Below are 24,845 nucleotides of genomic sequence, written 5' to 3'. Positions count from 1 at the left end.
GTTAAAGCGCGCCGCGCGGCCTTTCGTCGTGCGCCGGCGCTCGCTCGAGCCCCGCTTGCGCCCGAAATGCCAGGCGCGCACGTCAAACCGAAGTCCGTAACGACAAAGACGCTCCGATGCCCACCAACGCGCCCTATCCGTTCGTCTATCTCGCCTCGCAGAGCCCGCGCCGCCAGGAATTGCTGCAGCAGCTCGGCGTGCGCTTCGAGCTGCTGCTGCCGCGCCCCGACGAAGACGCCGAAGCGCTCGAAACCGTGCTGCCCGGCGAGCAAGCCGCGGCCTATGTCGAGCGCGTGTGCGCCGCGAAGGCCGATGCCGCCCGCGCTCGCCTCGTCGCCGGCGCGCACAGGCACGCGCCGATTCTCACCGCCGACACCACGGTCTCCATCGACGGCCATATTCTCGGCAAGCCACACGATGCAGCCGAAGCCTATGCGATGCTCGAGCGCCTCGCCGGGCGCGAGCACGAAGTGCTGACGGCAGTGGCCGTGGTCAACGCAGAAGGGGTTTGTCTGCCCGTCGCGGTCTCGCGCTCGCACGTGCGTTTTGCCCCTGCGCTGCCCGCCGCGATCGCGCGCTACGTGGCAAGCGGCGAGCCGTTCGGCAAGGCCGGTGCATACGGCATACAGGGCCGCGCCGCGGAATTCGTCGAGCGAATCGACGGGTCCTATTCGGGTATCATGGGTTTGCCACTATTCGAAACGGCCGCCCTCCTGCGCGCCGCGGGCATCGACTTCTAGAACAAATCATGAACGAAGAAATCCTGATCAACGTCACGCCCCAGGAGACGCGCGTCGCATTGGTCCAGCAAGGCGCAGTACAGGAGCTTCACGTCGAGCGCACGCTGTCGCGCGGGCGCGTCGGCAACGTCTATCTCGGCAAGGTCGTGCGCGTGCTGCCGGGCATGCAGTCCGCGTTCATCGACATCGGTCTCGAGCGCGCCGCGTTCCTGCATGTGGCCGATATCTGGCATCCGCGCATTGCCGGCGAAGCGCATGCGAGCGTGCATCACCAGCCCATTGAAAAAACCGTGTTCGAAGGGCAGACGCTCATGGTGCAGGTCGTGAAGGATCCGATCGGCACGAAGGGCGCGCGGCTTTCCACGCAGGTGAGCATTGCGGGGCGCACGCTGGTCTACTTGCCGCAGGAACCGCACATCGGCATCTCGCAGAAGATCGAGAGCGAGGCCGAACGCGAAGCGGTGCGCGCGCGCCTCACGGCCGTGCTGCCCGCCGACGAAAAAGGCGGCTATATCGTGCGCACGATCGCTGAAGACGCCACGAGCGAAGAGCTTGCGGCGGACGTCGCGTATCTGCGCAAAACGTGGGCAACGATACTCGCTCAGGCGCAGCGCGTGCCCGCCACGAGCCTGCTTTATCAAGACCTGAATCTCGCGCAGCGCGTGCTGCGCGACTTCGTGAACGACGAGACCTCGCGCATTCAGGTCGATTCGCGCGAAACATTCCAGAAGCTCACCGAGTTCGCCACCGAATTCACACCTGCCGTGCAGCCGAAGCTGCATCACTACACGGGCGAGCGGCCTCTGTTCGACCTCTACAACATCGAGGCCGAGATTCAGCGCGCGCTCTCGCGGCGTGTGGACCTGAAGTCGGGAGGCTACCTCGTGGTCGACCAGACCGAGGCGATGACGACCGTCGACGTGAACACCGGCGGCTATGTGGGTGCGCGCAACTTCGACGATACGATCTTCAAGACCAATCTCGAAGCGGCCCATACGATCGCGCGGCAATTGCGGCTGCGCAATCTGGGCGGCGTGATCATCATCGACTTCATCGACATGGAGAACGTCGAACATCGCGACCAGGTGCTCGGCGAGCTGAAAAAGGCGCTTTCACGCGACCGCACGCGCGTGACCGTGAATGGCTTTTCGCAACTCGGGCTCGTGGAGATGACGCGCAAGCGCACGCGCGAATCGCTCGCGCATGTGCTGTGCGAGCCCTGCCCGACTTGTCTCGGCAAGGGCCAGGTGAAGACCGCGCGCACCATTTGCTACGACGTGCTGCGTGAAATCCTGCGCGAGTCGCGCCAGTTCAATCCGCGCGAGTTTCGCGTGGTCGCCTCGCAACAGGTCATCGATCTCTTTCTCGAGGAAGAGTCGCAGCATCTCGCCATGTTGATCGACTTCATCGGCAAGCCGGTTTCGTTGCAGGTGGAGTCGAATTTGAGTCAGGAACAGTACGACATCGTGCTCATGTAGCACGACGCGTTTGAGGCATCACCGGAGCATCGCAGTTGAATCACCAGCGCGTCACCATTGAACAGATCGGCGAATTCGACGAGATCGTCGACGTACGAACGCCGCTCGAATTTGCCGAGGACCACATTCCCGGCGCGATCAACGCGCCCGTGCTCAGCAACGAGGAACGCGTAATCGTCGGGACGATGTACAAGGAGTCGCCGTTCGAGGCGACGCGCGTCGGCGCGGCGCTCGCCGCGCACAACATCGCAAGGCACCTCGAGACTACTTTCGCCGACCGGCCGCGCAACTGGCGCCCGCTCATTTACTGCTGGCGCGGCGGCAAGCGCTCCGGCTCGATGACGGCGATGTTCAACATGATCGGCTGGCGCGCCCGTCAGCTCGAAGGCGGCTACAAGGCGTACCGTCACACGGTGATCGAGTCGCTTCGCACGCTCCCCGGCGAGTTTCGCTACATCGTGCTGGCAGGCCCCACGGGCAGCGGCAAAACGCGCCTGTTGAAGGCGCTGGGCGTTGCAGGCGCGCAGATTCTCGATCTCGAAGGACTCGCGGCCCATCGCGGCTCGCTGCTCGGCGCGCTGCCCACGCGCTCGCAGCCCTCGCAGAAGTCGTTCGACACTGCACTCGTGCAAACGCTGCGCACCTTCGACGCCGCACAGCCCGTATTCGTCGAAGCCGAAAGCCGGCGCATCGGCGCGATCACACTGCCCGTCGCGCTCGTCGAGGCGCTTCACGGCGCGGCTTGCGTCGTGGTCGCGGTCGAACGCGACGAACGCGTCGCGCTGTTGCTGGAGGAGTACGGACACCTGCTCGACGATCACGCGCACTTGCGCGAGCAACTGATGAAGCTCACGCCGTTGCACGGGCGCGAACGCATCGAGCGCTGGTGCCGGATGCTCGACGAGGACTGCCGCGCCGAACTCTCTGAAGTGCTAATCGCCGAGCACTACGATCCCGCCTATATGCGCAGCACGCGGCGCCATTATCCGAAGCTCGCAAAATCGCTGCACTTCACCTTCCAGCCGATGACGGGCGATGTGCTCCATCAAGCACGCGCACTCCTTGCGCAGTTGCAGGACATGTCGCACGCCGGCGAACCGGTGGACGGTGCAGCCGAAGCGCCTCGCGCCGTCTGACGTATCCCTTCCCCCTGGCGGACTTCACAGCGAGCGTGCGCACCGCGCTGGCTTAGCGCGAGTACATCGCGTTCCAGTCTTCAGGCGAAACCGTGGCGCGGCCGCCCGCTTGCGCGGCGTTCGCCACGCCGCCGTAGCTGCTGTTTGCGCCATTCAACGCGGCGACCTTCGCCTGGGCGGCCTGGATCGCTTCGGGGTAGTGGGCGTTGTCGCCATCGCCGACGTGGTAGCCGACCTGCTGAAGCTGCACGAGTTCGGCGCGCACCTGGGCGCGGGTGATGGTCGAGTGCGACTGCGCGAACGAAGCGGCAGGCAGAACGGCAGCGGCGAGAACGGCGGCGACGGCAACGGATTGGATCAGGGACTTCATGGAAACGACCTCCAGTTGGATCAGGCGGTCGACGTGCAACAGTATGTGTATGCGACCGATGTACACATCGTATGCTCACGATGCCCCAGGGTTAACCCCTGGAATCCTAAGACACTGTTCCAGGTCGAGGCAAAGTCCGCGCGAACCGGCGCCGAACGGCGCCGTCGGCGTTGGCGCGATCAGCGGCGCGGCGTGGCGTGTTGCGTCAACGAAGCGGTGTGCTGAAGCTGCGCGGGCAAATCGGGCTCCCACGCTTCGAGATCCTGAGTCGGGTAAAGGCCGAACGCGTAGATCACCCGCTTGAGACGGCTCACGAAGTGGGGCCGCGGCACATTCGGCAGCGTACCCGGCGCGGCGTCGGCCGTGCGGGCCATGTAGTTGTACTTGAAATCGCGCTGTGTCACGCCCCACTTCAGGAGGAATTCGCGGCCGCCGCGATTGCGGCGAATGCGTCCGGTCGTACGGCAGCCGAAATGGTAGATGCGGCTCGCGCCAACCGAGCGGAACGTGCGGCAGCCGACCAGCCAGAGCTTCATCAGGAAGTCGTCGTCGCTGCTCATGCCCGGCCCGAACTCGATGCTATAGCCCCCCACACGCAGCCAAAGCTCGCGGCTCACGAGCGTCGGCTGCAGCGCGATGCCATTGCGGTCGGCCGTGTTCATCTTGGCGGCAAATTCGAGCAGCCCGGCCTCGTTGAAATCGGCAGGACCCGTGCCGAAGTGGGCGACCGTCACGAGGCTGTTGCCGGTGTCGGTCGGCTCGATGATCTGCGAGGCAAGATAGGCGGGCGCCTCGCCGATTTCGCGCAATGCATCGACGAAGGCCGAATCCCAACCGGGCGTGCAGAACATGTCGTCGTTCATGAACAGGATCCACTCGCTCGTGGCGAGGCGCGCCACGTCGTTCACGGCGAGGCACACGCCCACGTTCCCCTTGCTCCACGTGTGGCGGATGCCCTGTTCGCGGACCCAGTCGAGCGTGCCGTCGCTGCCGTCGTTGACGTGCACGAGAATCTCGTGCTCGAACGAAGAATGGCGCCGGATGCTGTCGACGCATAGCTTGAGGTACGGCAAGTTATTCCAGGTCGGGATCAGAATGCTGAACATGAAGGTTGCCCTAGAAAGGGTCAGATTTGGCATCCGCGCGTTCCGTGCTCGCCGCGAAACGGCCAGCATGAATGCACGGAAAATGGGTTCTCTCGCAATGTCCTGACAACGCGGCCTTTAGGGTGCGAAGCATGACGAGAAAACCCGATATTGTACGCATACATTCTTCTTACCCGAACTCAGCGCGGAAGTTCGTATTCTGCGGTGCCAGCCAATGCAGTGCTCCCTTATTCCGCGTAAAGCGCGCGAGCCAGTATCGTGTGATAATAAGAAGTTATCTCGAAGAACAAGTAGAGCCGTGTTTCAGCAGACCAACTCAAACACTTCGGGGGTTTCGCCGGCAAGCTGGCTCGATCGGGCCGTTTCCCGGTCCTGCGTGATCCCCTATCAGGGCGTGCCTTACGAGCCGGAGCCATTTCTTCGCGGCACCAGCCGCATCAAGATCGCGAAGAAATACCTGCACAAGCAGCTTCTTCTGAGGGCACACGGCCAGATGCGCCTCGAACAGGCGCATCTGGCCCCTTCGCAGCGAATCCTCTGGGTCTACGCCAAACGCAACTTCGGCGACGCGACGATGGACATGGCAGGCCGCGCCCTGCTCAAGGGCCTCGGCATGCGCATCGATCTGCTCGCGCTGCCCTCGCTCGTGCCGCTTTTCAGCGAAGACGACGTGTTCGGCAAGATCTACGGCGACCCGGGTGAGGTCGATGCGGGCCGCTACGACGCGATCCTGCTCTCCGAGTACAACCTGCCCTCGATTCGCATCAAGACCCGGCACTTCGCGAAGCTGCCGTACGCGGGCCTGTTCCGCTACTTCAACGGCCCCGACCGCAACCAGACCCGCTTCAGCTTCGCGAGCGTCAACGACGTGTTCTCGCTCGGCCACGACGCCGACACGCTCGCCGCGATCAGCAAGCCCTATCTCGCCAGCAGGCCGGCAACGCGCGAGTCGGTGCGCACCCTCTTGCCTGCGAATCCGTTCATCGCGATCGCGGCGGGTGGCGTGGACCCCGATCGCACCTACAACCGCTGGCCCGAAGTCGTCGAATTGCTCAACAAGTACGACAACGCGAGCGCCGCCAGGGAAATTGTCGTGCTCGGCTCGGACAACGGCACGCAAATCGCGGCGCAGTTGTGTGCGAGCGCGCCCGCCGGCGTGCGCATCCGCTCGCTGACCGGCAAACTCGCGTTCCTTCAGGCACGTGAGATCGTTGCGCACGCTGCGCTGTTCGTGGGCGCGGACGGCGGCCTGATGCACGTTGCCCACACCACGCAAACGCCCAGCGTCTCGCTGTTCAGGGATCAAGAGCCGCCCTCGCTGCGCTTGACCGAAGCCTGCCGATCCATCGGCCTGCAGGGCAGCGGCAACGTGGACACCATCCCGCCTGCACAGGTCGTCGGCGCGGTGCTGCGCCAACTCGCCGCTCGCGCACCCACAGCGGCGCACACCGCCGCCTGATCACCCCAAACGTAGCGGCCTGGGCCCACGCCGCGCGCCGGCGCGCCTTCATGAGCGCGGCGCGCTTGCACTCGCGCGCCGCGTCATCGCCCGGAAGGGTCAGGCAGCGCTCTGCTGATACTGGATCCTGTGCAGATGCGCGTACATGCCGCCCTTCTCGAGCAATTCCTGGTGCGTGCCCGATTCGACGATGTGACCGCCATCCATCACGAGGATGCGGTTCGCGCGCTCGATCGTCGACAACCGGTGCGCAATCACAAGCGTCGTGCGCCCGCGCATCAGCGTTTCCAGCGCCGCCTGCACGTGGCGCTCCGACTCCGAATCGAGTGCCGACGTCGCTTCGTCGAGAATCAGGATCGGCGCATCCTTGTAGATCGCACGGGCGATCGCCAGGCGCTGGCGCTGGCCGCCCGAGAACTTCATGCCGTTGTCGCCGATCAGCGTATCCATGCCCTCGGGCAGCGCCGAGATCGTCTCCCACAGATTCGCGGCACGCAGCGCGTGCTCCACGCGCCCGCGATCGGCCGTCTGCCCATAGGCGACGTTGTTCGCGACCGTGTCGTTGAACAGCACCACGTCCTGGCTCACCATCGCGATCTGGCTGCGCAGCGCGTGCACGTCGTAGTCGGCGATCGATACGCCGTCGACCATCACGTGGCCGCCGCCCGGATCGAAGAAGCGCGGCAACAGATTCACGAGCGTGGTCTTGCCACTGCCCGACGGCCCGGCGAGCGCCACCATTTCGCCCGGATTGATGCGGAACGACACATGATCGAGCGTCACGCGATGGCTCGCGCCATAGGAGAACGACACATCGCGGAACTCCACCTCGCCGCGCGCGCGTTCAAGCGGCAAGCCACCGCCCGCAGGCTCGGGCGGCTCGTCGATCAGCCCGAAGATCAGCTCGGCCGCAGTCATGCCCCGCTGCAGCGGCTGATTCACGTCGATCAGGTGCTTGAGGGGCGAGATCACGAGCAGCATCGACGTGACGAACGCCACGAAGCCGCCCACCGTTGTCTGGTCGTTCGAGGCCTGCACAACGGCAATGGTGATCACGATCGCCAGCGCGATCGAAGCGAGGAACTGCGTGAGCGGCTGCGCGAGCCCGCCCGACACCGTCATGCGCATCTGGTAGCCGCGCAGACGGCGGCTCATCTCGCCGAAGCGATCCTTTTCGTATTGCTCGCCATTGTGAACCTTGACGACCTTGTAGCCGCCCACCGTCTCCTCGACGATGTAGGACAGGTCGTTCGTGAGCAGTTGATGCTCGCGGTTCAGCCGGCGCAGACGCCGGTTGATCTTGCTGACGAGCCAGCCGATCGCCGGCAGCAGCACCGCGACGATCAACGTGAGCCGCCAGTTCAGGTAGAACAGGTAGCCGAGCAGGAAGATGACCGTAAGCGAGTCGCGCACGAGCGTGACCAGCACGCTGAGCAGCACGCCGAGAATCTGGTTGACCTCGAACACGATCGCGTTGATGACCGTGCTCGCGGTTTCGCGCTGGAAGAAGCCGACGCCCGCGTGAATCATGCGCTCGAACATCTTGAGCCGCAGCGCGAGCAGCACACGGTTCGACACATACTGCAGCAGGTAACCGGACGCGTATTGCGCGAGGCCGCGCACGAGCGCGAGGCCGATCACCGCGACCGGCACGAGCCACTTCGCTTTCGGATCGCCGCGCGTGCCGAAGCCGTGATCGAGCAGCGGCTTGAGCAGCGCGGGAATGCCGGCTTCGGTGGCGGCGACCACGGCCATCGCGACCACGCCTGCGAGGAGCACCCACACAAGCGGCTTTACATACGGCCACAGCCGCCGGCCAATCACGATCGGCGACGACTTGGTGTCGGAGCCGATCGGCTTGCTCAAGGTTGATCTCTCGCCCAAAATTTCCTCGAAAAAATGCGGGTAATCTGCCCGCCCCGCGGCAAACAGGTATGCCATTGTAAACGTTCGGCCTCAGAGACGATGTGTCTGCCCAGCCGGGTCTTCCTCCGGGGCGTTTCGTAGCCGCGGACGTTTTTGTATATACTCACCGATCCGGCTTCGGGGCTCGAACGCGAGGCCAGCGCCAGCCGGCCTTCCTTCACCTTCTTCCAGCCATCGCGAGCCAGCGCCGATGAACGACAGCGCCAAACCCGATGCGATCAGCGTCATCGTCATCGTCAAGAACGAAGCACACGATATTCGCGACTGCCTCGCTTGCGTGCACGGCTGGGTCGACGAAATCGTCGTGCTCGATTCGGGCAGCACGGACGGCACCCAGGCCATCTGCCGCGAGTTCGGCGCGACGGTCGTCGAAACCGACTGGCCGGGCTTCGGCCCGCAAAAACAGCGCGCGCTCGACGCGGCCCGCGGCCCCTGGATTCTCTCGCTCGACGCCGACGAGCGCGTTTCCCCCGCGCTGCGCGACGAGATTCTCGCAAGCGTGAAGGTCAACGGCGCCGACCTGTTCCGCGTGCCCCGCCAATCGAATTACTGCGGCAAGTGGATCCGCCATTCCGGCTGGTCGCCCGACTACGTGACGCGGCTCTTTCGCCGCGACGCCGCGCGCTTCTCGAACGATCTCGTGCACGAACGCGTGATCGCCGCGCCCGAGGCACGCGTCGGCACGCTTGATCAGGCGCTGATTCACTACAGCTTCCGCGACTTCTCCGAAGTGCTCGGCAAGATCGACAGCTATTCGACCTATGGCGCGACACAGGGCGCGGCGCGCGGCAAGCGCGGCGGCTTGCGCAAGGCGCTGCTGCACGGCTTCTGGTCTTTCGTGCGCAGCTGGATCATCCAGCGCGGCTTTCTCGACGGCAAGATGGGCTTCGTGCTGGCGATCTCCAACGCCGAAGGCACCTACTACCGCTACCTGAAGCTCATGCTTATCGAGACACAGCAGGCCGCAGCAGCCCAAGCCCGCGACGCCGCACCGGAGAGCCGATGAACGCGCGCCGCGACATGCTGATTTCGGTGATCGTCAGCACCTATAACCGGCCCGATGCGCTCGAACGGGTCCTCGCCAGCTTGAGCGCGCAGACCGATACGCACTACGAAATCATCGTCGCCGACGACGGCTCGGCCAACGCGACCCGTGAGACCGTGGAGTGCTGCGCGACTGCGAGCCCGGTGCGCATGGAGCACGTATGGCACCCCGACGACGGCTTTCGCCTCGCCGAGATCCGCAACAAGGGCATCGTGCAGGCCCGCGGCGACTACCTGATCTTTCTCGACGGCGACTGCGTGGCGCAGCACGATTTCATTGCGCGCCACCGGCAGCTCGCGAGCGAACGCACCGTCATCACCGGCAGCCGCATCCTGCTCGACGAAACGCTGACGCAGCAGGTGCTCGGACAGACGCTCCCGTTGGCGGATCAGGGCTTCGGATTCTGGGGGCGGCAACGCCTCGCCGGCCACGTCAACAAGATCGCGCCGCTGTTCGTCAAGCTGCCGGACCGCAAGTGGCGCGTGCTCGAGCAGTTCAAGTGGCGCGGCATCAAGGGCTGCAACATGAGCGCCTGGCGCAACGACATCGAGCGCGTGAACGGCTTCGACACGAGCTTCACCGGCTGGGGACACGAGGACGCCGATTTCGTGGCGCGGCTCGCCAACTGCGGCGTGCACCGCAAGCTCGGCGCTTATGCCACGGAAATCTTCCACCTGTGGCATCGCGAACAACCGCGCTCGCGGGCCAGCTCCAACGAAGAACGGGTCAAGGCGCGCATTGCGGACGGCACCGTGCGCGCCGAGCGCGGTCTGGCCGAACTCGCGAGTTAAGCGCGCATCGCCGCGCGCGCGGCATGGCATGGCATGGCATGGCATGGCATGGCAGCGCGAAAACTGCCATGCCGCCCATTCCCGTCAATAAACAATCTCGATTTCGCTCCCCGCGAACTCGCCGCGCAGCGCGGCCAGCAGGTCGTCAGTGGGCTTGACGCGCCAGGCGTCGCCCAGGCGCACTTCGCCTTGCGCCCGATCGTTGCGGTAAGCGATCTGCACCGCGAGCCCGTTCGGAATAGCCGCTTGCGCGCGCTCGCCGCGATCGCGCCCGAAACCGCCACGGCCGCGCGTTTGCTCGGCGGGTGCCGGCAGCGAGTCGTCGGGCTTCGCACGATACGCTTCGAGCACCGTACGCAGCGCGAGCGCATTCGCGTTGCCGTTCATCTGCAGCTTCACCGCCTGCGCGTAGCGGCTGCGCGCGCGCTCCAGGTCCATCACCGTATCCACGGTGAAGCGAATGCCGCCCGTGAACGCGTCATTACGCGCGCCACCCTGCACGACGAGCAGCTCGTCTTCCTTGAAGAGCGCCTTGTGCGCTTCGAACTGCTCGTTGAACACCGTCACTTCGCACTGGCCGGTGCCGTCGTCGAGCAGTGCGATCAGCATCTTGCCGCGCTGGGTCATTTGCGTGCGCAACGAAGCGATCACGCCCGCGATCAGCTTGTCGCGCCCTTCCTTCAGTTCGCCGATCTTCTGGCGCACGAAGCGGCGCACTTCGTCCTTGTAGGCGTCGAAGAGGTGGCCCGAAAGATAGAAGCCGAGCGCGGCCTTCTCTTCCTGGAGCTTGCGCTTCTCGCCCCACGCGGGTTCATCGACCAGTTCGTGCGCGGCGAGCGGCGCGTCGCCCATGTCGAAGAGGCCCGCCTGCATGGCGTTGGCGCTCGCCTGGTCGGCGGCTTCCATTGCCATCGGAACGGAGGCGAGCAACTGTGCGCGGTTTGCGTGAATCGTGTCGAACGCCCCCGCGCGGATCATCGCTTCGATCGTGCGGCGATTCACGAGACGACGGTCGATGCGCTCGCAGAAGTCGAACAGGTCCTTGAACGGGCCGCCCTCTTCGCGTGCGCGCAAGATTTCTTCGATGGCGTTCTGGCCGCTGCCCTTGATCGCGCCAAGACCGTAGCGGATCGTGCGCGAGCGCTTGCCTTCGGCCACATTGGCATCGGCCACCGGCTCGAAGCGATACGCCGAGGCATTCACGTCCGGCGGCAACACGACCATCTTGTTGGCGAGGCAGTCCTCGAAGAGGATCTTCACCTTGTCGGTGTCGTCCATGGCGAGCGACATATTGGCCGCCATGAATTCGGCCGGATGGTGCGCCTTGAGCCAAGCCGTGTGATAAGCGAGGAGCGCGTAAGCGGCCGCGTGCGACTTGTTGAAGCCGTAGCCCGCGAACTTCTCCATCAAGTCGAAGGTTTCGTCCGCCTTTTCGCGCGTGAGGCCGTTTTTCGCCGCGCCTTCCGCGAAGATCTCGCGGTGCTTGGCCATTTCCTCGGGCTTCTTCTTGCCCATCGCGCGACGCAGCAAGTCAGCGCCGCCGAGCGAATAGCCGCCGATGATCTGCGCCATCTGCATCACCTGCTCCTGGTAGACCATGATGCCGTAGGTCTCTTTCAGGACAGGTTCGACGCGCGGATCGGGATACTCCACCACTTCACGGCCGTGCTTGCGCGCACAGAAGCTCGGGATCAGGTCCATCGGGCCCGGACGGTACAAGGCCACGAGCGCGATGATGTCCTCGAAGCGGTCGGGCTGCGCGTCCTTGAGCATGCCCTGCATGCCGCGGCTTTCCAGCTGGAACACGGCGACCGTATTCGCCTTCTTGAGGATCTGGAACGACGGCGCGTCGTCGAGCGGCACCTGGGCGAGCGACCAGTCCTTCTTCGACGGATCGAGCATGCGGATATAGCGCTCGGCCCAGTCGAGAATCGTGAGCGTGGTCAGCCCCAGAAAGTCGAACTTCACGAGGCCGACGGCTTCCACGTCGTCCTTGTCGTACTGGCTCACGACGCCGCTTTCGTCGCCCTGCGTGTAGAGCGGGCAAAAATCCGTCAGCTTGCCCGGCGCGATCAGCACGCCGCCCGCGTGCATGCCGACGTTACGCGTGAGACCCTCCACGAGCTGCGCGAGATCGAGCAGCTGGTGCACTTCGTCTTCGTTGTCGTAGCGCTCCTGCAGCAGCGGCTCTTCCTTCATCGCATCGGCAATCGTGACGTGCTTGCCCGGCTTGAACGGAATGAGCTTGGCCACGCCGTCCGTGAAGTTGTAGCCGAGGTCGAGCACGCGGCCGATGTCGCGCACCGCCGCCTTCGCGGCCATGGTGCCGAAAGTGGCGATCTGCGACACCGCGTCGGCGCCGTACTTTTCCTTCACGTACTGAATGACGCGGTCGCGCCCGTGCTGGCAGAAGTCGATGTCGAAGTCGGGCATCGAGACGCGTTCCGGATTCAGGAAGCGCTCGAACAGCAGGTTGTAGCGCAGCGGATCGAGGTCGGTAATGCCCAGCGCGTAGGCGACGAGCGAACCCGCGCCCGAACCCCGGCCCGGCCCGACCGGCACGCCGTTGTTCTTGGCCCAGTTGATGAAGTCCGCAACGATCAGGAAGTAGCCCGGGAAGCCCATCTTGATGATGGTCCCGCACTCGAATTCGAGCCGCTCGTTGTAGCGCGCGCGTTCCTGCTCGCGTTCGGCTTCGTCCGGATACAGCTGCACGAGGCGCTTCTCGAGCCCCTCTTTCGAAAGCTGCACGAGATAGTCGTCGAGCGACATGCCGTCGGGCGTCGGGAACAGCGGCAGCTTCGGCTTGCCGAGTTCGAGCGTGAGATTGCAGCGCCTCGCGATTTCGACGGTGTTCGCGATGGCCGATGGAATGTCCGCGAAGAGCGCCGCCATTTCCTCCTGCGTGCGAAAACGCTGATCGGTCGTGAAGCGCTTCTGGCGGCGCGGATTCGCGAGGATGTCGCCCTCCGAGATGCACACGCGCGCTTCGTGCGCGGTGTATTCCTCGTCGGTCATGAACTGCATGGGGTGCGTGGCGACCACCGGCAGCTTCAGCTGCGAGGCGAGCGCCACCGCCTGCTCGACATACTGCTCGCCGCCGGGCTGGCCGCAGCGCTGCAGCTCGATGTAATACGCGTTCGGAAACCGCTTCGCCCAGCGCTGCGCATGGCGCTGCGCGCTCTGCGCATTGCCCGCCGCGAGCGCGAGACCCACGTCGCCCTGTTGTGCACCCGAGATCGCAAGCAGGCCCTCGGCCAGCCCTTCTTCGAGCCACGCAACGTCGATTTCCGCGCGGCCGCGATACTGGTTCGTGAGCCACGCCCTGGAAAGCAGCTCGCACAGATTCAGATAGCCGCGCTTGTTCTTCACCAGCAGCAGCAGGCGCGACGGCTTGTCGCGGTCGTCGGGATTCGTGATCCAGACGTCGCAGCCGGCAATGGGTTTGACCCCTTTGTCGCGGGCTTCCTTGTAGAAACGGACGAGGCCGAATGCGTTGCCGAGGTCGGTGAGCGCGAGCGCGCCCTGGCCGTCTTTGGCCGCCGCCTTGACGAGGTCGTCGAGGCGCACGATGCCGTCGGCAATCGAGAATTCGGAGTGGACGCGGAGATGGACGAAGCGGGGATCTGACATGGCCGTCATTGTACCTTCAGGGGCACGCGATTTTCGGCGCACGCTCGCATGGGCACGTGACATCGGCAGGCTGGCCAGGACCTTGCGCGGGCGCGGGGCCGGCGCACACGGTGTCGACTACGCCGCAGGCGGCGCGAGGCGCGATTGAGGGATAATAGCGGATTGCGCCCGCCGCGCGCCTTGCCCAATTCCCGTTTCTGGGGAGATCCCCAGCTGACAGGCAGCACGCGCGCCCGGCTCCGGTTTCACGCGCCTTCTTTGGCGCTTTTCCCGTTGCACCATGCGTATTCTCAATCTCTCCGCTTATCAGTTCGCCACGCTCGACAAGACCCCCGAGTGGCGTCCGCTCGTGCTCGAGCGCTGCAAATCGCTCGATTTGCGGGGCACGATCCTGCTCGCGCCGGAAGGCATCAACCTGTTCGTCGCCGGCGATGAAGCCAACGTGCGCGCCTTCATGGACTACATCAACCACGATCCGCTCTTCGAGGGCAAGTTCGCGACGCTGCGGTTCAAGGAAAGCTTCTCCGAAACGCGGCCCTTCAACCGCATGCTCGTGCGCCTGAAGCGCGAGATCATCACGATGAAGAAGCCCGCGATCCGCCCCGAGGAAGGCCGTGCGCCTTCCGTCGCACCCATCGTGCTCAAGGCGTGGCTCGACCGCGGCTTCGACGACGAAGGCCGGCCCGTCGTCATGCTCGACACGCGCAATGCGTTCGAAATCGATGTCGGCACGTTCGACAAGGCGCTCGACTACCGCATCGACAAGTTCAGCGAATTTCCCGCGGTGATCGAGGCGAACCGCGCCGACCTCGACGGCAAGACGGTCGTATCGTTCTGCACAGGCGGCATTCGCTGCGAAAAGGCGGCCATCCACATGAAGGAGGTGGGCATCGAGCACGTGTACCAGCTCGAAGGCGGCATTCTCAAGTACTTCGAGGAAGTGGGCGGCGCGCATTACAACGGTGACTGCTTCGTGTTCGACCAGCGCACCGCGCTCAATCCGCGGCTCGAACCGACGGACACCGTACAGTGCTTCGCGTGCCGCGCCGTCGTGACGCCGCAAGAGCAGGCTTCGCCGCTCTACGTCGTGGGCAAGAGCTGCCCGGCGTGCCATCCGGAGCGCGCGGGCGCGACGGGTGCGGCGGCTCGGGCCGCCGCTTAAGTCGCGCGCGTGAGCGCAACGCCGCGAGGGTATCGCGGGCGCTTCGCGCCCTCGCCCACTGGCCCGCTGCACTTTGGCTCGCTCGTTTCGGCGCTCGCGAGCTGGCTCGACGCGCGAGCGCATGGCGGCGCCTGGCTCGTGCGCGTGGAGGACATCGACGGCCCGCGCACCGTGCCGGGTGCAGCCGAGGACATACTCGCGACGCTTGCGGCCTTCGGCCTTCACGCCGACGAGCCGCCCGAATGGCAAAGCCGCCGCACCGGTCTTTACCGCGCGGCGCTCGACCGGCTGATCGCCGCGGGCCACGTCTACCCGTGCGGCTGCACGCGCAAGGAAATCGCCGATTCGCAGCTGCGCGCGCACGAGCGCCATACCACACTGATCTATCCGGGCACCTGCCGCGACGGCCTGCACGGCAAGCCCGCACGCGCGTGGCGGCTGCGCGTGCCTGACGAGGCAACCGCGGACGAGCCTGCCGGTGCCCGCGGCAATCCCGCACTGATCCGCTTCGGCGATCGCTGGCAAGGCCCGCAGCAGCAGAATCTTGCAACCGAAGTCGGCGATTTCGTGCTGCTGCGCGCGGACGGCCAGTGGGCCTACCAGCTCGCCGTCATCGTGGACGACGCCGAACAGCGCATCACGCACGTGGTGCGCGGCGCGGACCTGCTCGACTCGACGGCGCGCCAGATCTGGCTCCAGCAGTGTCTCGGCGTGCCGACGCCGGCATACCTGCACGTGCCGGTCGTCACCAACGCGGATGGAGAAAAGCTCTCGAAGCAGACCGGGGCGCAGGCGCTCGATGCGTCACGGCCTCTGGAAGCGCTGCTGGCCGCGGCGCGGCATCTGGGCCTTGAATTGCACGATCCCGCGCCCGCGACGCTCGCAGCGTTTCTGCCGGACGCGATCGATGCGTGGAAGCGGCGGCTCGGGCAATTGCCTGCCGCTTAAGCAAAAACGGCATGCCGCCAGGCGCGACATGCCGTTTTTTCTGCACGGCGCGAGTCTTTCGCGCGCGGCACTCAATTCGACGAAGACGACGTCGGCTTATTGCGCCACGACGACCCGAGGCCGCCCAGCAGCGCCGCGAGCGGCTGCTTCGACTGCTGTTTTTGCGGCGCGGCGTTCGCGGGCGTGTCTTCGGCCTTGTTGCGCGCGCTCGCCGAGGGCTCGTAGGGCTTCAGGAAAAAGTCGTCGATGGGCTGCGAGCGATGATGATGCGGGCGCTCGAACGACGCCGCGCGGCGGTGCGCGCCGCGCTCGCCGCGGCCTTCGCGGCTCTCGTAGCCGTCGCGCTCGCGGCGGCGGCCGCCACCCTCGTGATGCGGCACCGGCACGTCGACCACGAGGCGCTCCACGGTCAGCGGACGCTTGATGAGCTTCTCGATATCGGCGAGTTGCTTCTTCTCGTTCGGGCTGCACAGCGAAAGCGCGTCACCCGAGGCGCCCGCGCGCCCGGTGCGACCGATACGGTGCACATAGTCTTCGGCATTGAAAGGCAGGTCGAAGTTGATGACGGCGGGCAGCTCGGCAATGTCGAGGCCGCGCGCGGCCACGTCGGTCGCCACGAGCGCTTCGATTTCGCCGCGCTTGAAGGCGTCGAGCGCCTGCATGCGCTCGCTCTGCGAGCGGTCGCCGTGGATCGCGGCGGCGACGATGCCCTGCTTTTCGATCTGGCGCGCGAGGCGGCTCGCGCCGATCTTGCTGTTGCAGAACACGATCACCTGCTTCAGGCTTCGGTCGCGGATCAACTGCACGACCGCGCCGGTCTTGTCGCCCTCGGCGACTTCGTACACCACCTGGGTGACGTTGGTCGCGGTGGAATTGCTGCGCGCCACCTCGATGGTCTGCGGCGTGCGCAGATAGGTCGCGGCGAGCTTCTTGATCTCGCCCGAGAACGTGGCCGAGAACAGCAGCGTCTGGCGCTCCTTCGGCAGCAGGTTCAGGATGCGCTGCAGGTCGGGCAGGAAGCCCATGTCGAGCATGCGGTCGGCTTCGTCGAGCACGAGCATCTGCACCTGACCGAGGCTCGTGGTCTTTTGCTGCACGTGGTCGAGCAGGCGGCCTGGTGTCGCGATCAGGATTTCCACGCCGCGGCGCAGCTCGTCGGATTGCGGATTCATGTCGACGCCGCCGAACACCACGGCGCTGCGCAGCGGCGTGTGCTGCGCGTAGGTGCGCACGTTGTTGGCGACCTGGTCGGCCAGCTCGCGCGTCGGCGTGAGAATCAGCGCGCGCACCGGATGGCGGGCGGGCGAGGCGCTCGTGCTCGCCATCGGCAGGAGGCGCTGCAGGATCGGCAGCGAGAAGCTCGCCGTCTTGCCCGTGCCGGTTTGCGCGGCGCCCATCACGTCGCGGCCCGTGAGCACCACGGGAATCGCCTGCGCCTGGATCGGCGTGGGCGTCGTGTAGCCCTGCTCCTTGACGGCCCTGAGAATTTCGGGGGCCAGACCAAACTGGTCAAAGTTCGCGGTGCTGGGCGTGACGGCTGTGTCGGACATGGTGGCTTCGCTATAAAGGCGCTATTCGCGCAAGGCGCGGGAGCGCCTCAAAAGGTCACTGCTGGGCATTGCAGGTCGATGCAAGGGAGCCGAACAACATCGGCGCCCTGCGGCGACGGGCGGAACGCACGCCCGCGAGGGCTGCCCCGCAAACAGATGGCCCGGGGCGGCCCGTGGACGACGAGAGAATCTGCCGGGTGACGGGGCGCAGGCTCCAGGGCCGCGCTCGCACGGGTTCAACCCAGCCAGACTCGCTCGATTCCAGATGGTTCCGGCGCCATCCTCGCCTGTCGACTGGCGTGCGCACCGGATATGTCAAACGGCTCGATCGGCTACTCGGGCCGATCGAGCAAGCCTCGGGGCGGCTTGTGACCGGCGTACTGCAGACGTTCTGCCCGCCCTTTGCTGCAGGCGCAAAGGGCCGAAAGGCCGGTATTGTAGCACCTTGGCATAAATCCCTATGGCAGCAGGCCATGCGTTCTGCAACGCGGCGCACGGGAAAGTCCCGCGCGCCATACGGCAGAGCATCGCACCCCTTTTTTCGCCAGCCCGCTGCTCGCCGCTCACCACGTCTCGCGCATGACCATCAGCCGCAGTTCGGTCATATCCTCGATCGCGTAGCGCACCCCCTCGCGCCCGAGCCCGGAATCCTTCACGCCGCCATACGGCATGTTATCGACGCGAAATGACGGAATATCGTTGATCACCACGCCGCCCACCTCGAGCCCGTCCCACGCGCGGTGCGCGTGGGCGAGCGAATCCGTGAACACGCCCGCCTGCAGGCCGAAATCGCTGTCGTTGACGATCTCGATCGCCCGGCCGAAGTCGTCGAAACGCTCGAGGATCGCAACCGGCCCGAACGCCTCCTTGCGGTAGAGGTCGGTGTCGCGGCGCACGTCTTCGAGCAGCGTGGCCTCGAACATCGCGCCGTCCACCTTGCCGCCCGCGACGATCTTCGCGCCCGCGAGCACCGCGCTCTCCATCCAGCCCGCCAGACGCTTCGACTCGGACTCCGAGATCATCGGCCCGACGAAGGTCGTTTCGTCCTTCGGGTCGCCCATCTTGAGCGTCTTGACCCTGGCGATGAGCTTGTCGCGCAGCGCGTCGTAAATCGACGCGTGCACGAGAATGCGCTGCACGCCGATGCAGCTCTGCCCCGACTGGTAGTACGCGCCGAACGCGAGGCGCTCGACGACGTAATCGAGCTTGCCGCCCTGGTCGCCGTCGACGATGGCCGCCGCATTGCCGCCCAGTTCCAGCACCACTTTCTTCTTGCCGGCCTTCTTCTTGAGGTCCCAGCCCACCGCGGGCGAGCCCGTGAACGAGAGCAGCTTGAACCGCTCGTCGGTCGTGAAGAGGTCGGCGCCGTCGCGGTGCGCGGGCAGGATCGAGAATGCGCCCTTGGGCAGGTCGGTTTCCGCCAGCACCTCGCCGATGATCAGCGCGCCCACCGGCGTGCGGCTCGCGGGCTTCAGCACGAACGGCACGCCGGCGGCGAGCGCCGGCGCAACCTTGTGCGCCGCCAGATTGAGCGGGAAATTGAACGGCGAGATGAACGAGCACGGTCCGATCGGCACGCGCTTCACGTAGCCGTGATAGCCCTTCGCGCGCGCCGAAATCTCGAGATTGACGATCTCGCCGTCGATGCGCACGCTCTCTTCGGCGGCCACGCGGAACGTGTCGATCAGGCGCGTGGCCTCGCCGCGCGAATCGTTGATCGGCTTGCCCGCCTCGATGCACAGCGCCATCGCCAGCTCGTCGAAGCGCTCGCGAAAGCGCGCCACACAATGGTCGATCACGGCCTGGCGCTTGTACGGCGGGAACGCGCGCATGGCCGGCATGGCGGCTTCGGCCGCCGCGATGGCTTTATCGATCGCTTTCGCGTCGGCGAGCGCGACGCGCGTGGCGACTTCGCCGCTGTATTTGTCGGTGACTTCGAGGTCGGTGTTGGCGGCGACAGCCTCGTTGGCCAGGTAATACGGATAGGTCGGTTTGAGCATGACGGGTTCTCCGTAAGTGCGGCGTCAAAGCTGCGCGCTCAGGCGCTTGATATCGCGATTGAGCACGCGCTCATTGTCCGAATAGTCGATGGGCACGTCGATCACATGCACGCCCGGTTGCGCGAGGCATTGCTCGAAGAGCGGCTTGAGTTCGTCCGCCGATCCCACGCGGTGGCCATGCGCGCCGTAGCTCTGCGCGTAGTCGACGAAATCGGGGTTCTGCAGCGTCATCCCGTAATCGGGGAAATTCATGTTTTCCTGCTTCCAGCGAATCATGCCGAACGCGTCGTCGCGCAACAGCAGCACGACGAGATCGAGCTTCAGGCGCACCGCGGTCTCCAGTTCCTGCGAATTCATCATGAAGCCGCCGTCGCCGCACACGGCCACGACCTTGCGCTGCGGATGCACGATCTTCGTGGCGATGGCCGAGGGCAGCCCCGCGCCCATCGAGGCGAGCGCGTTGTCGAGCAGGATCGAATTGGGCTCGCGCGCGCGGTAGTAGCGCGCGAACCAGATCTTGTACATGCCGTTGTCGAGGCAGAGGATGCCGTCCTCGGGCATCGCGCCGTACACGTCGTGCACGAGCCGCACCGGGTACAGGGGAAAGCGCTCGTCGTGCTGGCCCTTAACGAGATGCGCCTCGAAATGGCGCTTGATCTCCTCGAAGCGCGCGAAGTCCCACGCGTGCTCGCGCGGTTTCAGGCTCTCCTTGAGCTGCCACACGGCGTTGGCGATGTCGCCCACCACCTCGATCTGCGGGAAATACACGGGGTCGACTTGCGCGCCGAGAAAATTCACGTGGATGACGGTTTTCTCTTCCGCGCTGCGCATGAAGAACGGCGGCTTTTCGATCACGTCGTGGCCGACGTTGATGATGCAGTCGGCGTGCTCGATCGCCCGGTGCACGAAGTCGCCGTCCGACAGCGTGGCGTTGCCGAGCCACAGCGGATGCGACTCGTCGATCACGCCCTTGCCCATTTGCGTGGTGAAGAACGGGATGCCAGTTTCGTCGACGAACTCGCGCAGCACGTTGCGCGTGGTCTTGCGATTGCCCCCCGCACCGATCATGAGAAGCGGATGGCGCGCCTTGCAGATCGCCGCCACCGCGTGCGCGACGGCCTTTTCCTCGGCCACGGGCCGGCGGCTGAAGCTCTTGGGAATGGGCTTGCCGTCGCCCTCTTCGTCGGCCACGTCTTCGGGAAGTTCGAGATGCACGGCGCCGGGCCGCTCCTGCTCGGCCTGGCGAAACGCCTCGCGCACGAGCGCCGGAATGTTGCCGATGGAGACAATCTGACGCGCGTACTTGGTGAGCGGCTCCATCATGCGCACGACGTCGACGATCTGGAAGTGGCCCTGCTTGCTCGACTTGATGGGCTTCTGGCCCGTAACCATCAGCATGGGCATGCCGCCGAGCTGCGCGTAGGCCGCGGCGGTCACGAAGTTGGTGGCGCCCGGCCCGAGGGTAGCCAGACACACGCCGGTGCGGCCCGTCAGCCGTCCATAAGTGGCGGCCATGAAGCCCGCGGCCTGCTCGTGGCGCGTGACGATCAGACGAATCTTCGAGCGCCGCAGCGATTCGAGCAGATCGAGGTTCTCTTCCCCGGGAATACCGAACACATAATCGACGCCTTCTGCTTCGAGCGCCTTCACGAACAGATCCGATGCTTTCATCGACCACCTCGCTGGCAAGAGCGCGGCCGGCGGCGCGGGCGGCAGCCGGCCTTCGCGAACAGGCCGACAGGTTACTCCCGCGAGACGGAATGCGTCGTGAAGCGTGCGTCGGGCGTCGGGCGTTAGCGCATGATCGTCGCGCAACCCGGGAGCACCGGCTTCGGACTCGCCTCGGACGTGACGTCGTAGAGATCCGCGCCGGGGCCTCTCGTCCACCACGTGTAGCGGTCGGCGACGTACTTCACGCCCGAAGCGGCGATCACGCCGACGAAAAGGCGCTTGCGGCCGTCCACCGGCACGAGCGCGAAGCTCTGGCCGTTGGCCGCGTTCAGATAGGTGACCTTGAAGGTCTTGCCGTCGGCGCAGGTGTAGCTGAACGTGTGGCGCGACTGCACCTGGATGTCGCGCACTTCGAGCGGGGCCGCCGCATTTGCCGCATTCGCCATGCCCACGTGCAGCGCGGCGGCGAGACCGCACGCTGCCGCCAGCCGGATGGCACCGCTTCGAGCGTCGATCATTGTGTTCTCCGGGTGTTGCGTTGGTGTTGCGTTGGCGTTGCGCCGGTCCCGCGCCGTACGGTCACTGCGCGGCGTCGCCCGGCACCGGACGCACCGCCGCGGCCGCTTCGCGGGCGCGCGAGCGGGCCTCGCCGGTGTCGGCACCCGTGGCGAGCGCAACGCCCATGCGGCGCTTCACGAAGCTTTCGGGCTTGCCGAACAGGCGCAGATCCGCGCCCGGCACGGCCAGCGCCTCTACGACGCCCTCGAACGCGATGCCGCGCGCGTCCATGCCGCCATAGATCACGGCCGAGGCGCCCGGACCGCGCGCCGTCGTATCGACGGGCAGACCGAGAATCGCGCGCGCATGCAACTCGAACTCCGAGAAGCGCTGCGACGCGAGCGTGACAAGCCCCGTGTCGTGCGGGCGCGGGCTCACTTCCGAGAACCACACCTCGTCGCCGCGCACGAACAGCTCGACGCCGAACAGACCCCGGCCGCCGAGCGCCTCGGTCACCCTGTGCGAAATCTCGCGCGAGCGCTCGAGCGCCTGCGCGCTCATCGGCTGCGGCTGCCACGATTCGACGTAGTCGCCGTCCACCTGAAGGTGGCCGATCGGATCGCAGAAATACGTCTGCACCTGGCCGCTCGCCGGGTCGGTGGCGCGCACGGTCAGCTGCGTGATTTCATAGTCGAAGTTGATGAAGCCCTCGACGATCACGCGCCCGCGGTTCACGCGGCCGCCCGCCAGCGCATAGTCCCAGGCGCGCTCGACGTCGGCGTCGCTGCGCACGACCGACTGCCCCTTGCCCGACGACGACATCACCGGCTTCACCACGCACGGATAACCGACCTTGGCGGCGCCCGCCTTCAGCTCGTCGAGCGAATCGGCAAACGCATAGGGCGAGGTGGCGAGGCCGAGTTCCTCGGCGGCGAGACGCCGGATGCCCTCGCGGTTCATCGTGAGCTGCGCGGCGCGCGCGGTGGGGATCACCTCGGCGACACCTTCGGCTTCGACGGCGGCGAGCGCGTCGGTGGCGATCGCTTCGATTTCGGGCACGACGAGATGCGGGCGTTCGGCGTCGATGAGCGCGCGCAGCGCCTTGGGATCGGCCATGTCGATCACGTGCGCGCGGTGCGCGACCTGATGGCCCGGCGCGTTTTCGTAACGGTCGACGGCGATCACCTCAACGCCGAGACGTTGCAGCGCGATGATCACTTCCTTGCCAAGCTCGCCCGCGCCGAGCAGCATGACACGGGTGGCGCAAGCGGAAAGCGGCGTGCCGATGCGGGGGCGGGTTTGCATGATGTCTCCAGAATGGCGGGATGGCGCAAATGCGTAAGAGCGCCGATGTTAACACGCGGCCTTGCCGCGGCGCGGCACTTTGGCGCGTCGGCGGCCGTCCGGTTCAGGCGCGGCGCGCGCACGTTTGCGCTCGCATGCTGCAGCGCGGTGCGTTACGCTTACGCCTTCGTCGATTACGAGGAACGATGCGATGCCTACTAGCCGGACGGCGAGCCAGACGCCGAGCCAGACGCCGATCCAGGCACCGAGCCCGCGCGTGAAGATGCGCCAGCGCCCCGCCCGAGGCGAATTCGCGCGAAAGCTGGCCTCGCGCACGGCGATGCTCGCTGCGGCCCTGCTGGTGTGCGCGTGCAAGCTGCCCGTGCACACGGATGCCTCCGCGCCGCTGCCCGATCCGTTCAACCCCGCCACGACGCAGCTGCTCGACAACACGCACTGGCAGCTCGTGGAATGGAAGCGCGCCGACGGCACGATGCGCGCCCTGCCGGGCCGCAACGCCGATGCCGGCAACACCGAAAACCCCGACGCTCGCCCCATCACGCTCGACCTCTCGACCGAGAGCGGCCAGCGCCGCGCAAGCGGCTTCTCGGGCTGCAACCGCTATTTCGGCGCCTATGCGCTCAAGAACGGCCTGCTCTCATTCAGCCAGCTCGGCAGCACGCGCATGGCGTGCATCGGCGCGGGCGGCGATATCGAGGGTGCTTATCTGGAAGCGCTCTCGCATATCGCGCGCTCCGGCGTGCAGATGCGCCATCCGCAATCGCTCTTTCTCGTGCTCGAAAACGGCGACCGCCTGACGTTTGCCGAACAGGGCGCCGAACCAGGCACAAGCCCGGCCGCGACGCCCGGCACAGCCTCCGACGCCAAACCGGCGCAGTGATCGCTGCGCGCACGAGCCGCCGCGCCCTTGCCCGGCGCGGCTCTTTATTTGTTGCGCGCGAACCAAAGCGGCACACGCGGGGTCTCTGGCGTGTCGGGCGCGCAACGCCTGCCGCGCGGCGCACCACATCGCCCTCAAGCGGATGGCGGCGCGCAGGGGCCGAGCGGTTACACTCCACACGTCGCACACCTTCTCTACGTATATCTTCGGCATGCACACGGTAGTTCCTGGCTGGTTCGGCATTTCGACCGTCTGGCTCATCCCCCTGATCTGGCGTCTCGTCAAGTCCGTGCTGCCGGGCGGCGCGGGCCTGCGCGGCCCGGGCACGATCCGGCTCTGGCTCGGCTTCGTCGGCGTGCTCGTGGCGAGCTGCGCGCTCGAGGCGACGGTAATCGACATCGCCGGTTTCGACGCGCTCGGCCACGCGCTTTCGGGCGGGCTCGGCAAGCTCGTCGGCCACGTGGCCGCGCCGCTCGCGATGACGGCCCTCCTGCTCGTGAGCTTGCCGTGGCTGCTCGACTTCCATTGGCGCGAATTCCTCGCCTGGGCCGACATCTCGCTAGGCCTCGGCCTGAACATCCGCGCCGCGCGAGAAACCGAAGACAGCCCGCGCCGCGAACGCCGCAGCCGCCATGCCGCAGCCGAAGACGGACTGCCCACGCATAGCGCCGCCACCTTCAATCCGCCGATGCCAGGCGACGGCGCACGACGCAAACGGCCGACGATCTGGCGGCCGCCGGCGCGCGACGTACGCGAGGATCGCGCGGGTCGCGATACGCCGCGCACAGCCGGCGCGATGGCCACGGGATTCGGCGCAGCGTCGGCCGCTGCCGCCGCACAGGACACGTCTGCGGATGCTGCGTCGTGGCGTGCCGAGCCCGGCTTCCGTGGTCCCGCCGATCGCGCCGCGGCATGGGCGCGCACCGAACCGACAGCGGCCGCCGACTGGCTGCGCGGCACGCGTGCGCCGGTGCCGCCGGTGCAGACGCCGCCTGCGGGTGCGTCGCGAGCAGCGATGGAACCGCCGCGCGCGCCGTCGCAGCCAGGCGCGCCGCTCGGCGAAGCGCGCCGCCAGCCGGCGCGCGGTGCAAACGCAATGCAGGACATGGCGCTTGCGCATGGGGCGCAGGGCGTCCCCGCGCAGCCC

The 24,845-nt window shown here is 66.2% G+C and carries 18 protein-coding genes and 1 pseudogene; 10 read left to right on the top strand and 9 right to left on the bottom strand.

The window, feature by feature from the left end; genetic code table 11:
* Positions 1–116: 116 nt before the first annotated feature.
* From BHE01S_RS33735 to mnmH, 3 genes are read left to right on the top strand one after another with little or no spacing between them, the layout of a single operon-like run.
* Positions 117–740, top strand: coding sequence for a Maf family protein (locus BHE01S_RS33735; protein WP_042272266.1), 624 nt, complete (start codon positions 117–119; stop codon positions 738–740).
* A gap of 8 nt (positions 741–748) precedes the next feature.
* A complete protein-coding gene (gene rng / locus BHE01S_RS33730; protein WP_042272263.1) occupies positions 749–2,218 on the top strand; it encodes a ribonuclease G in 1,470 nt (489 codons plus the stop codon).
* A 35-nt stretch (positions 2,219–2,253) separates the two neighbouring features.
* Positions 2,254–3,354, top strand: a complete 1,101-nt coding sequence (gene mnmH, locus BHE01S_RS33725) for a tRNA 2-selenouridine(34) synthase MnmH (RefSeq protein WP_042272260.1) — start codon at positions 2,254–2,256, stop codon at positions 3,352–3,354.
* A gap of 52 nt (positions 3,355–3,406) precedes the next feature.
* Here the strand turns inward: mnmH and BHE01S_RS33720 are convergent, their stop codons facing one another.
* Positions 3,407–3,724 (bottom strand): DUF4148 domain-containing protein, encoded by a 318-nt coding sequence (locus tag BHE01S_RS33720; RefSeq protein ID WP_042272323.1) that lies wholly within the window; start codon positions 3,722–3,724, stop codon positions 3,407–3,409.
* A 179-nt stretch (positions 3,725–3,903) separates the two neighbouring features.
* Positions 3,904–4,830: a glycosyltransferase family 2 protein gene (locus BHE01S_RS33715; RefSeq protein WP_042272257.1), complete on the bottom strand. Its 927-nt coding sequence runs from the start codon at positions 4,828–4,830 to the stop codon at positions 3,904–3,906.
* A 376-nt stretch (positions 4,831–5,206) separates the two neighbouring features.
* Between BHE01S_RS33715 and BHE01S_RS33710 the strand changes: the two genes are divergently transcribed.
* On the top strand, positions 5,207–6,289 hold the full coding sequence (locus BHE01S_RS33710) for a glycosyltransferase family 9 protein (protein WP_052406227.1): 1,083 nt from the start codon (positions 5,207–5,209) through the stop codon (positions 6,287–6,289).
* A 99-nt stretch (positions 6,290–6,388) separates the two neighbouring features.
* Here BHE01S_RS33710 and msbA read toward each other — a convergent pair whose 3' ends face one another.
* On the bottom strand, positions 6,389–8,173 hold the full coding sequence (gene msbA, locus BHE01S_RS33705) for a lipid A export permease/ATP-binding protein MsbA (RefSeq protein WP_157025802.1): 1,785 nt from the start codon (positions 8,171–8,173) through the stop codon (positions 6,389–6,391).
* 232 nt (positions 8,174–8,405) lie between these two features.
* Between msbA and BHE01S_RS33700 the strand changes: the two genes are divergently transcribed.
* The gene (locus BHE01S_RS33700; protein WP_042272250.1) at positions 8,406–9,221 is read left to right on the top strand and encodes a glycosyltransferase family 2 protein; all 816 of its coding nucleotides are present in this window, start codon (positions 8,406–8,408) and stop codon (positions 9,219–9,221) included.
* A complete protein-coding gene (locus BHE01S_RS33695; protein WP_042272248.1) occupies positions 9,218–10,051 on the top strand; it encodes a glycosyltransferase family 2 protein in 834 nt (277 codons plus the stop codon). Before BHE01S_RS33700 ends, BHE01S_RS33695 begins: the two co-directional genes overlap by 4 nt.
* 84 nt (positions 10,052–10,135) lie before the next feature.
* Here BHE01S_RS33695 and dnaE read toward each other — a convergent pair whose 3' ends face one another.
* On the bottom strand, positions 10,136–13,693 hold the full coding sequence (gene dnaE / locus BHE01S_RS33690) for a DNA polymerase III subunit alpha (RefSeq protein ID WP_042272245.1): 3,558 nt from the start codon (positions 13,691–13,693) through the stop codon (positions 10,136–10,138).
* Between the two features lie 271 nt (positions 13,694–13,964).
* Here dnaE and BHE01S_RS33685 point away from each other — a divergent pair, with 271 nt between their 5' ends.
* Entirely contained in the window at positions 13,965–14,846 is an 882-nt protein-coding gene (locus BHE01S_RS33685) for a sulfurtransferase (protein WP_042272242.1), read from the top strand.
* A 9-nt stretch (positions 14,847–14,855) separates the two neighbouring features.
* Entirely contained in the window at positions 14,856–15,794 is a 939-nt protein-coding gene (gluQRS, locus tag BHE01S_RS33680; protein ID WP_042272239.1) for a tRNA glutamyl-Q(34) synthetase GluQRS, read from the top strand.
* A gap of 71 nt (positions 15,795–15,865) precedes the next feature.
* On the opposite strand, the gene BHE01S_RS33675 is transcribed toward gluQRS, so the two are convergent.
* From BHE01S_RS33675 to purT, 5 genes are all read right to left on the bottom strand, one after another.
* Positions 15,866–17,344 carry a DEAD/DEAH box helicase gene (locus BHE01S_RS33675; protein ID WP_042272236.1) on the bottom strand — a complete coding sequence of 493 codons (1,479 nt, stop codon included), beginning with the start codon at positions 17,342–17,344 and terminating at the stop codon, positions 15,866–15,868.
* Positions 17,345–17,907: 563 nt separating this feature from the next.
* Positions 17,908–19,344 (bottom strand): aldehyde dehydrogenase family protein, encoded by a 1,437-nt coding sequence (locus tag BHE01S_RS33670; RefSeq protein ID WP_042272235.1) that lies wholly within the window; start codon positions 19,342–19,344, stop codon positions 17,908–17,910.
* A 24-nt stretch (positions 19,345–19,368) separates the two neighbouring features.
* Positions 19,369–21,015: an acetolactate synthase large subunit gene (locus BHE01S_RS33665; RefSeq protein WP_042272234.1), complete on the bottom strand. Its 1,647-nt coding sequence runs from the start codon at positions 21,013–21,015 to the stop codon at positions 19,369–19,371.
* A gap of 122 nt (positions 21,016–21,137) precedes the next feature.
* Entirely contained in the window at positions 21,138–21,533 is a 396-nt protein-coding gene (locus BHE01S_RS33660; RefSeq protein WP_407669586.1) for an MliC family protein, read from the bottom strand.
* Positions 21,534–21,594: 61 nt separating this feature from the next.
* Entirely contained in the window at positions 21,595–22,818 is a 1,224-nt protein-coding gene (gene purT, locus BHE01S_RS33655; protein WP_042272233.1) for a formate-dependent phosphoribosylglycinamide formyltransferase, read from the bottom strand.
* Between the two features lie 190 nt (positions 22,819–23,008).
* Here purT and BHE01S_RS33650 point away from each other — a divergent pair, with 190 nt between their 5' ends.
* Both BHE01S_RS33650 and BHE01S_RS33645 read left to right on the top strand, forming a co-directional pair.
* Positions 23,009–23,698: an META domain-containing protein gene (locus tag BHE01S_RS33650; protein ID WP_084069543.1), complete on the top strand. Its 690-nt coding sequence runs from the start codon at positions 23,009–23,011 to the stop codon at positions 23,696–23,698.
* Between the two features lie 211 nt (positions 23,699–23,909).
* A pseudogene (locus tag BHE01S_RS33645) lies at positions 23,910–24,845 on the top strand (cell division protein FtsK); the annotation flags it as partial.

The organism is Paraburkholderia heleia NBRC 101817 (assembly GCF_000739775.1).
GTDB lineage: Bacteria > Pseudomonadota > Gammaproteobacteria > Burkholderiales > Burkholderiaceae > Paraburkholderia > Paraburkholderia heleia.
This window is presented reverse-complemented; position numbering and strand designations above follow the sequence as displayed.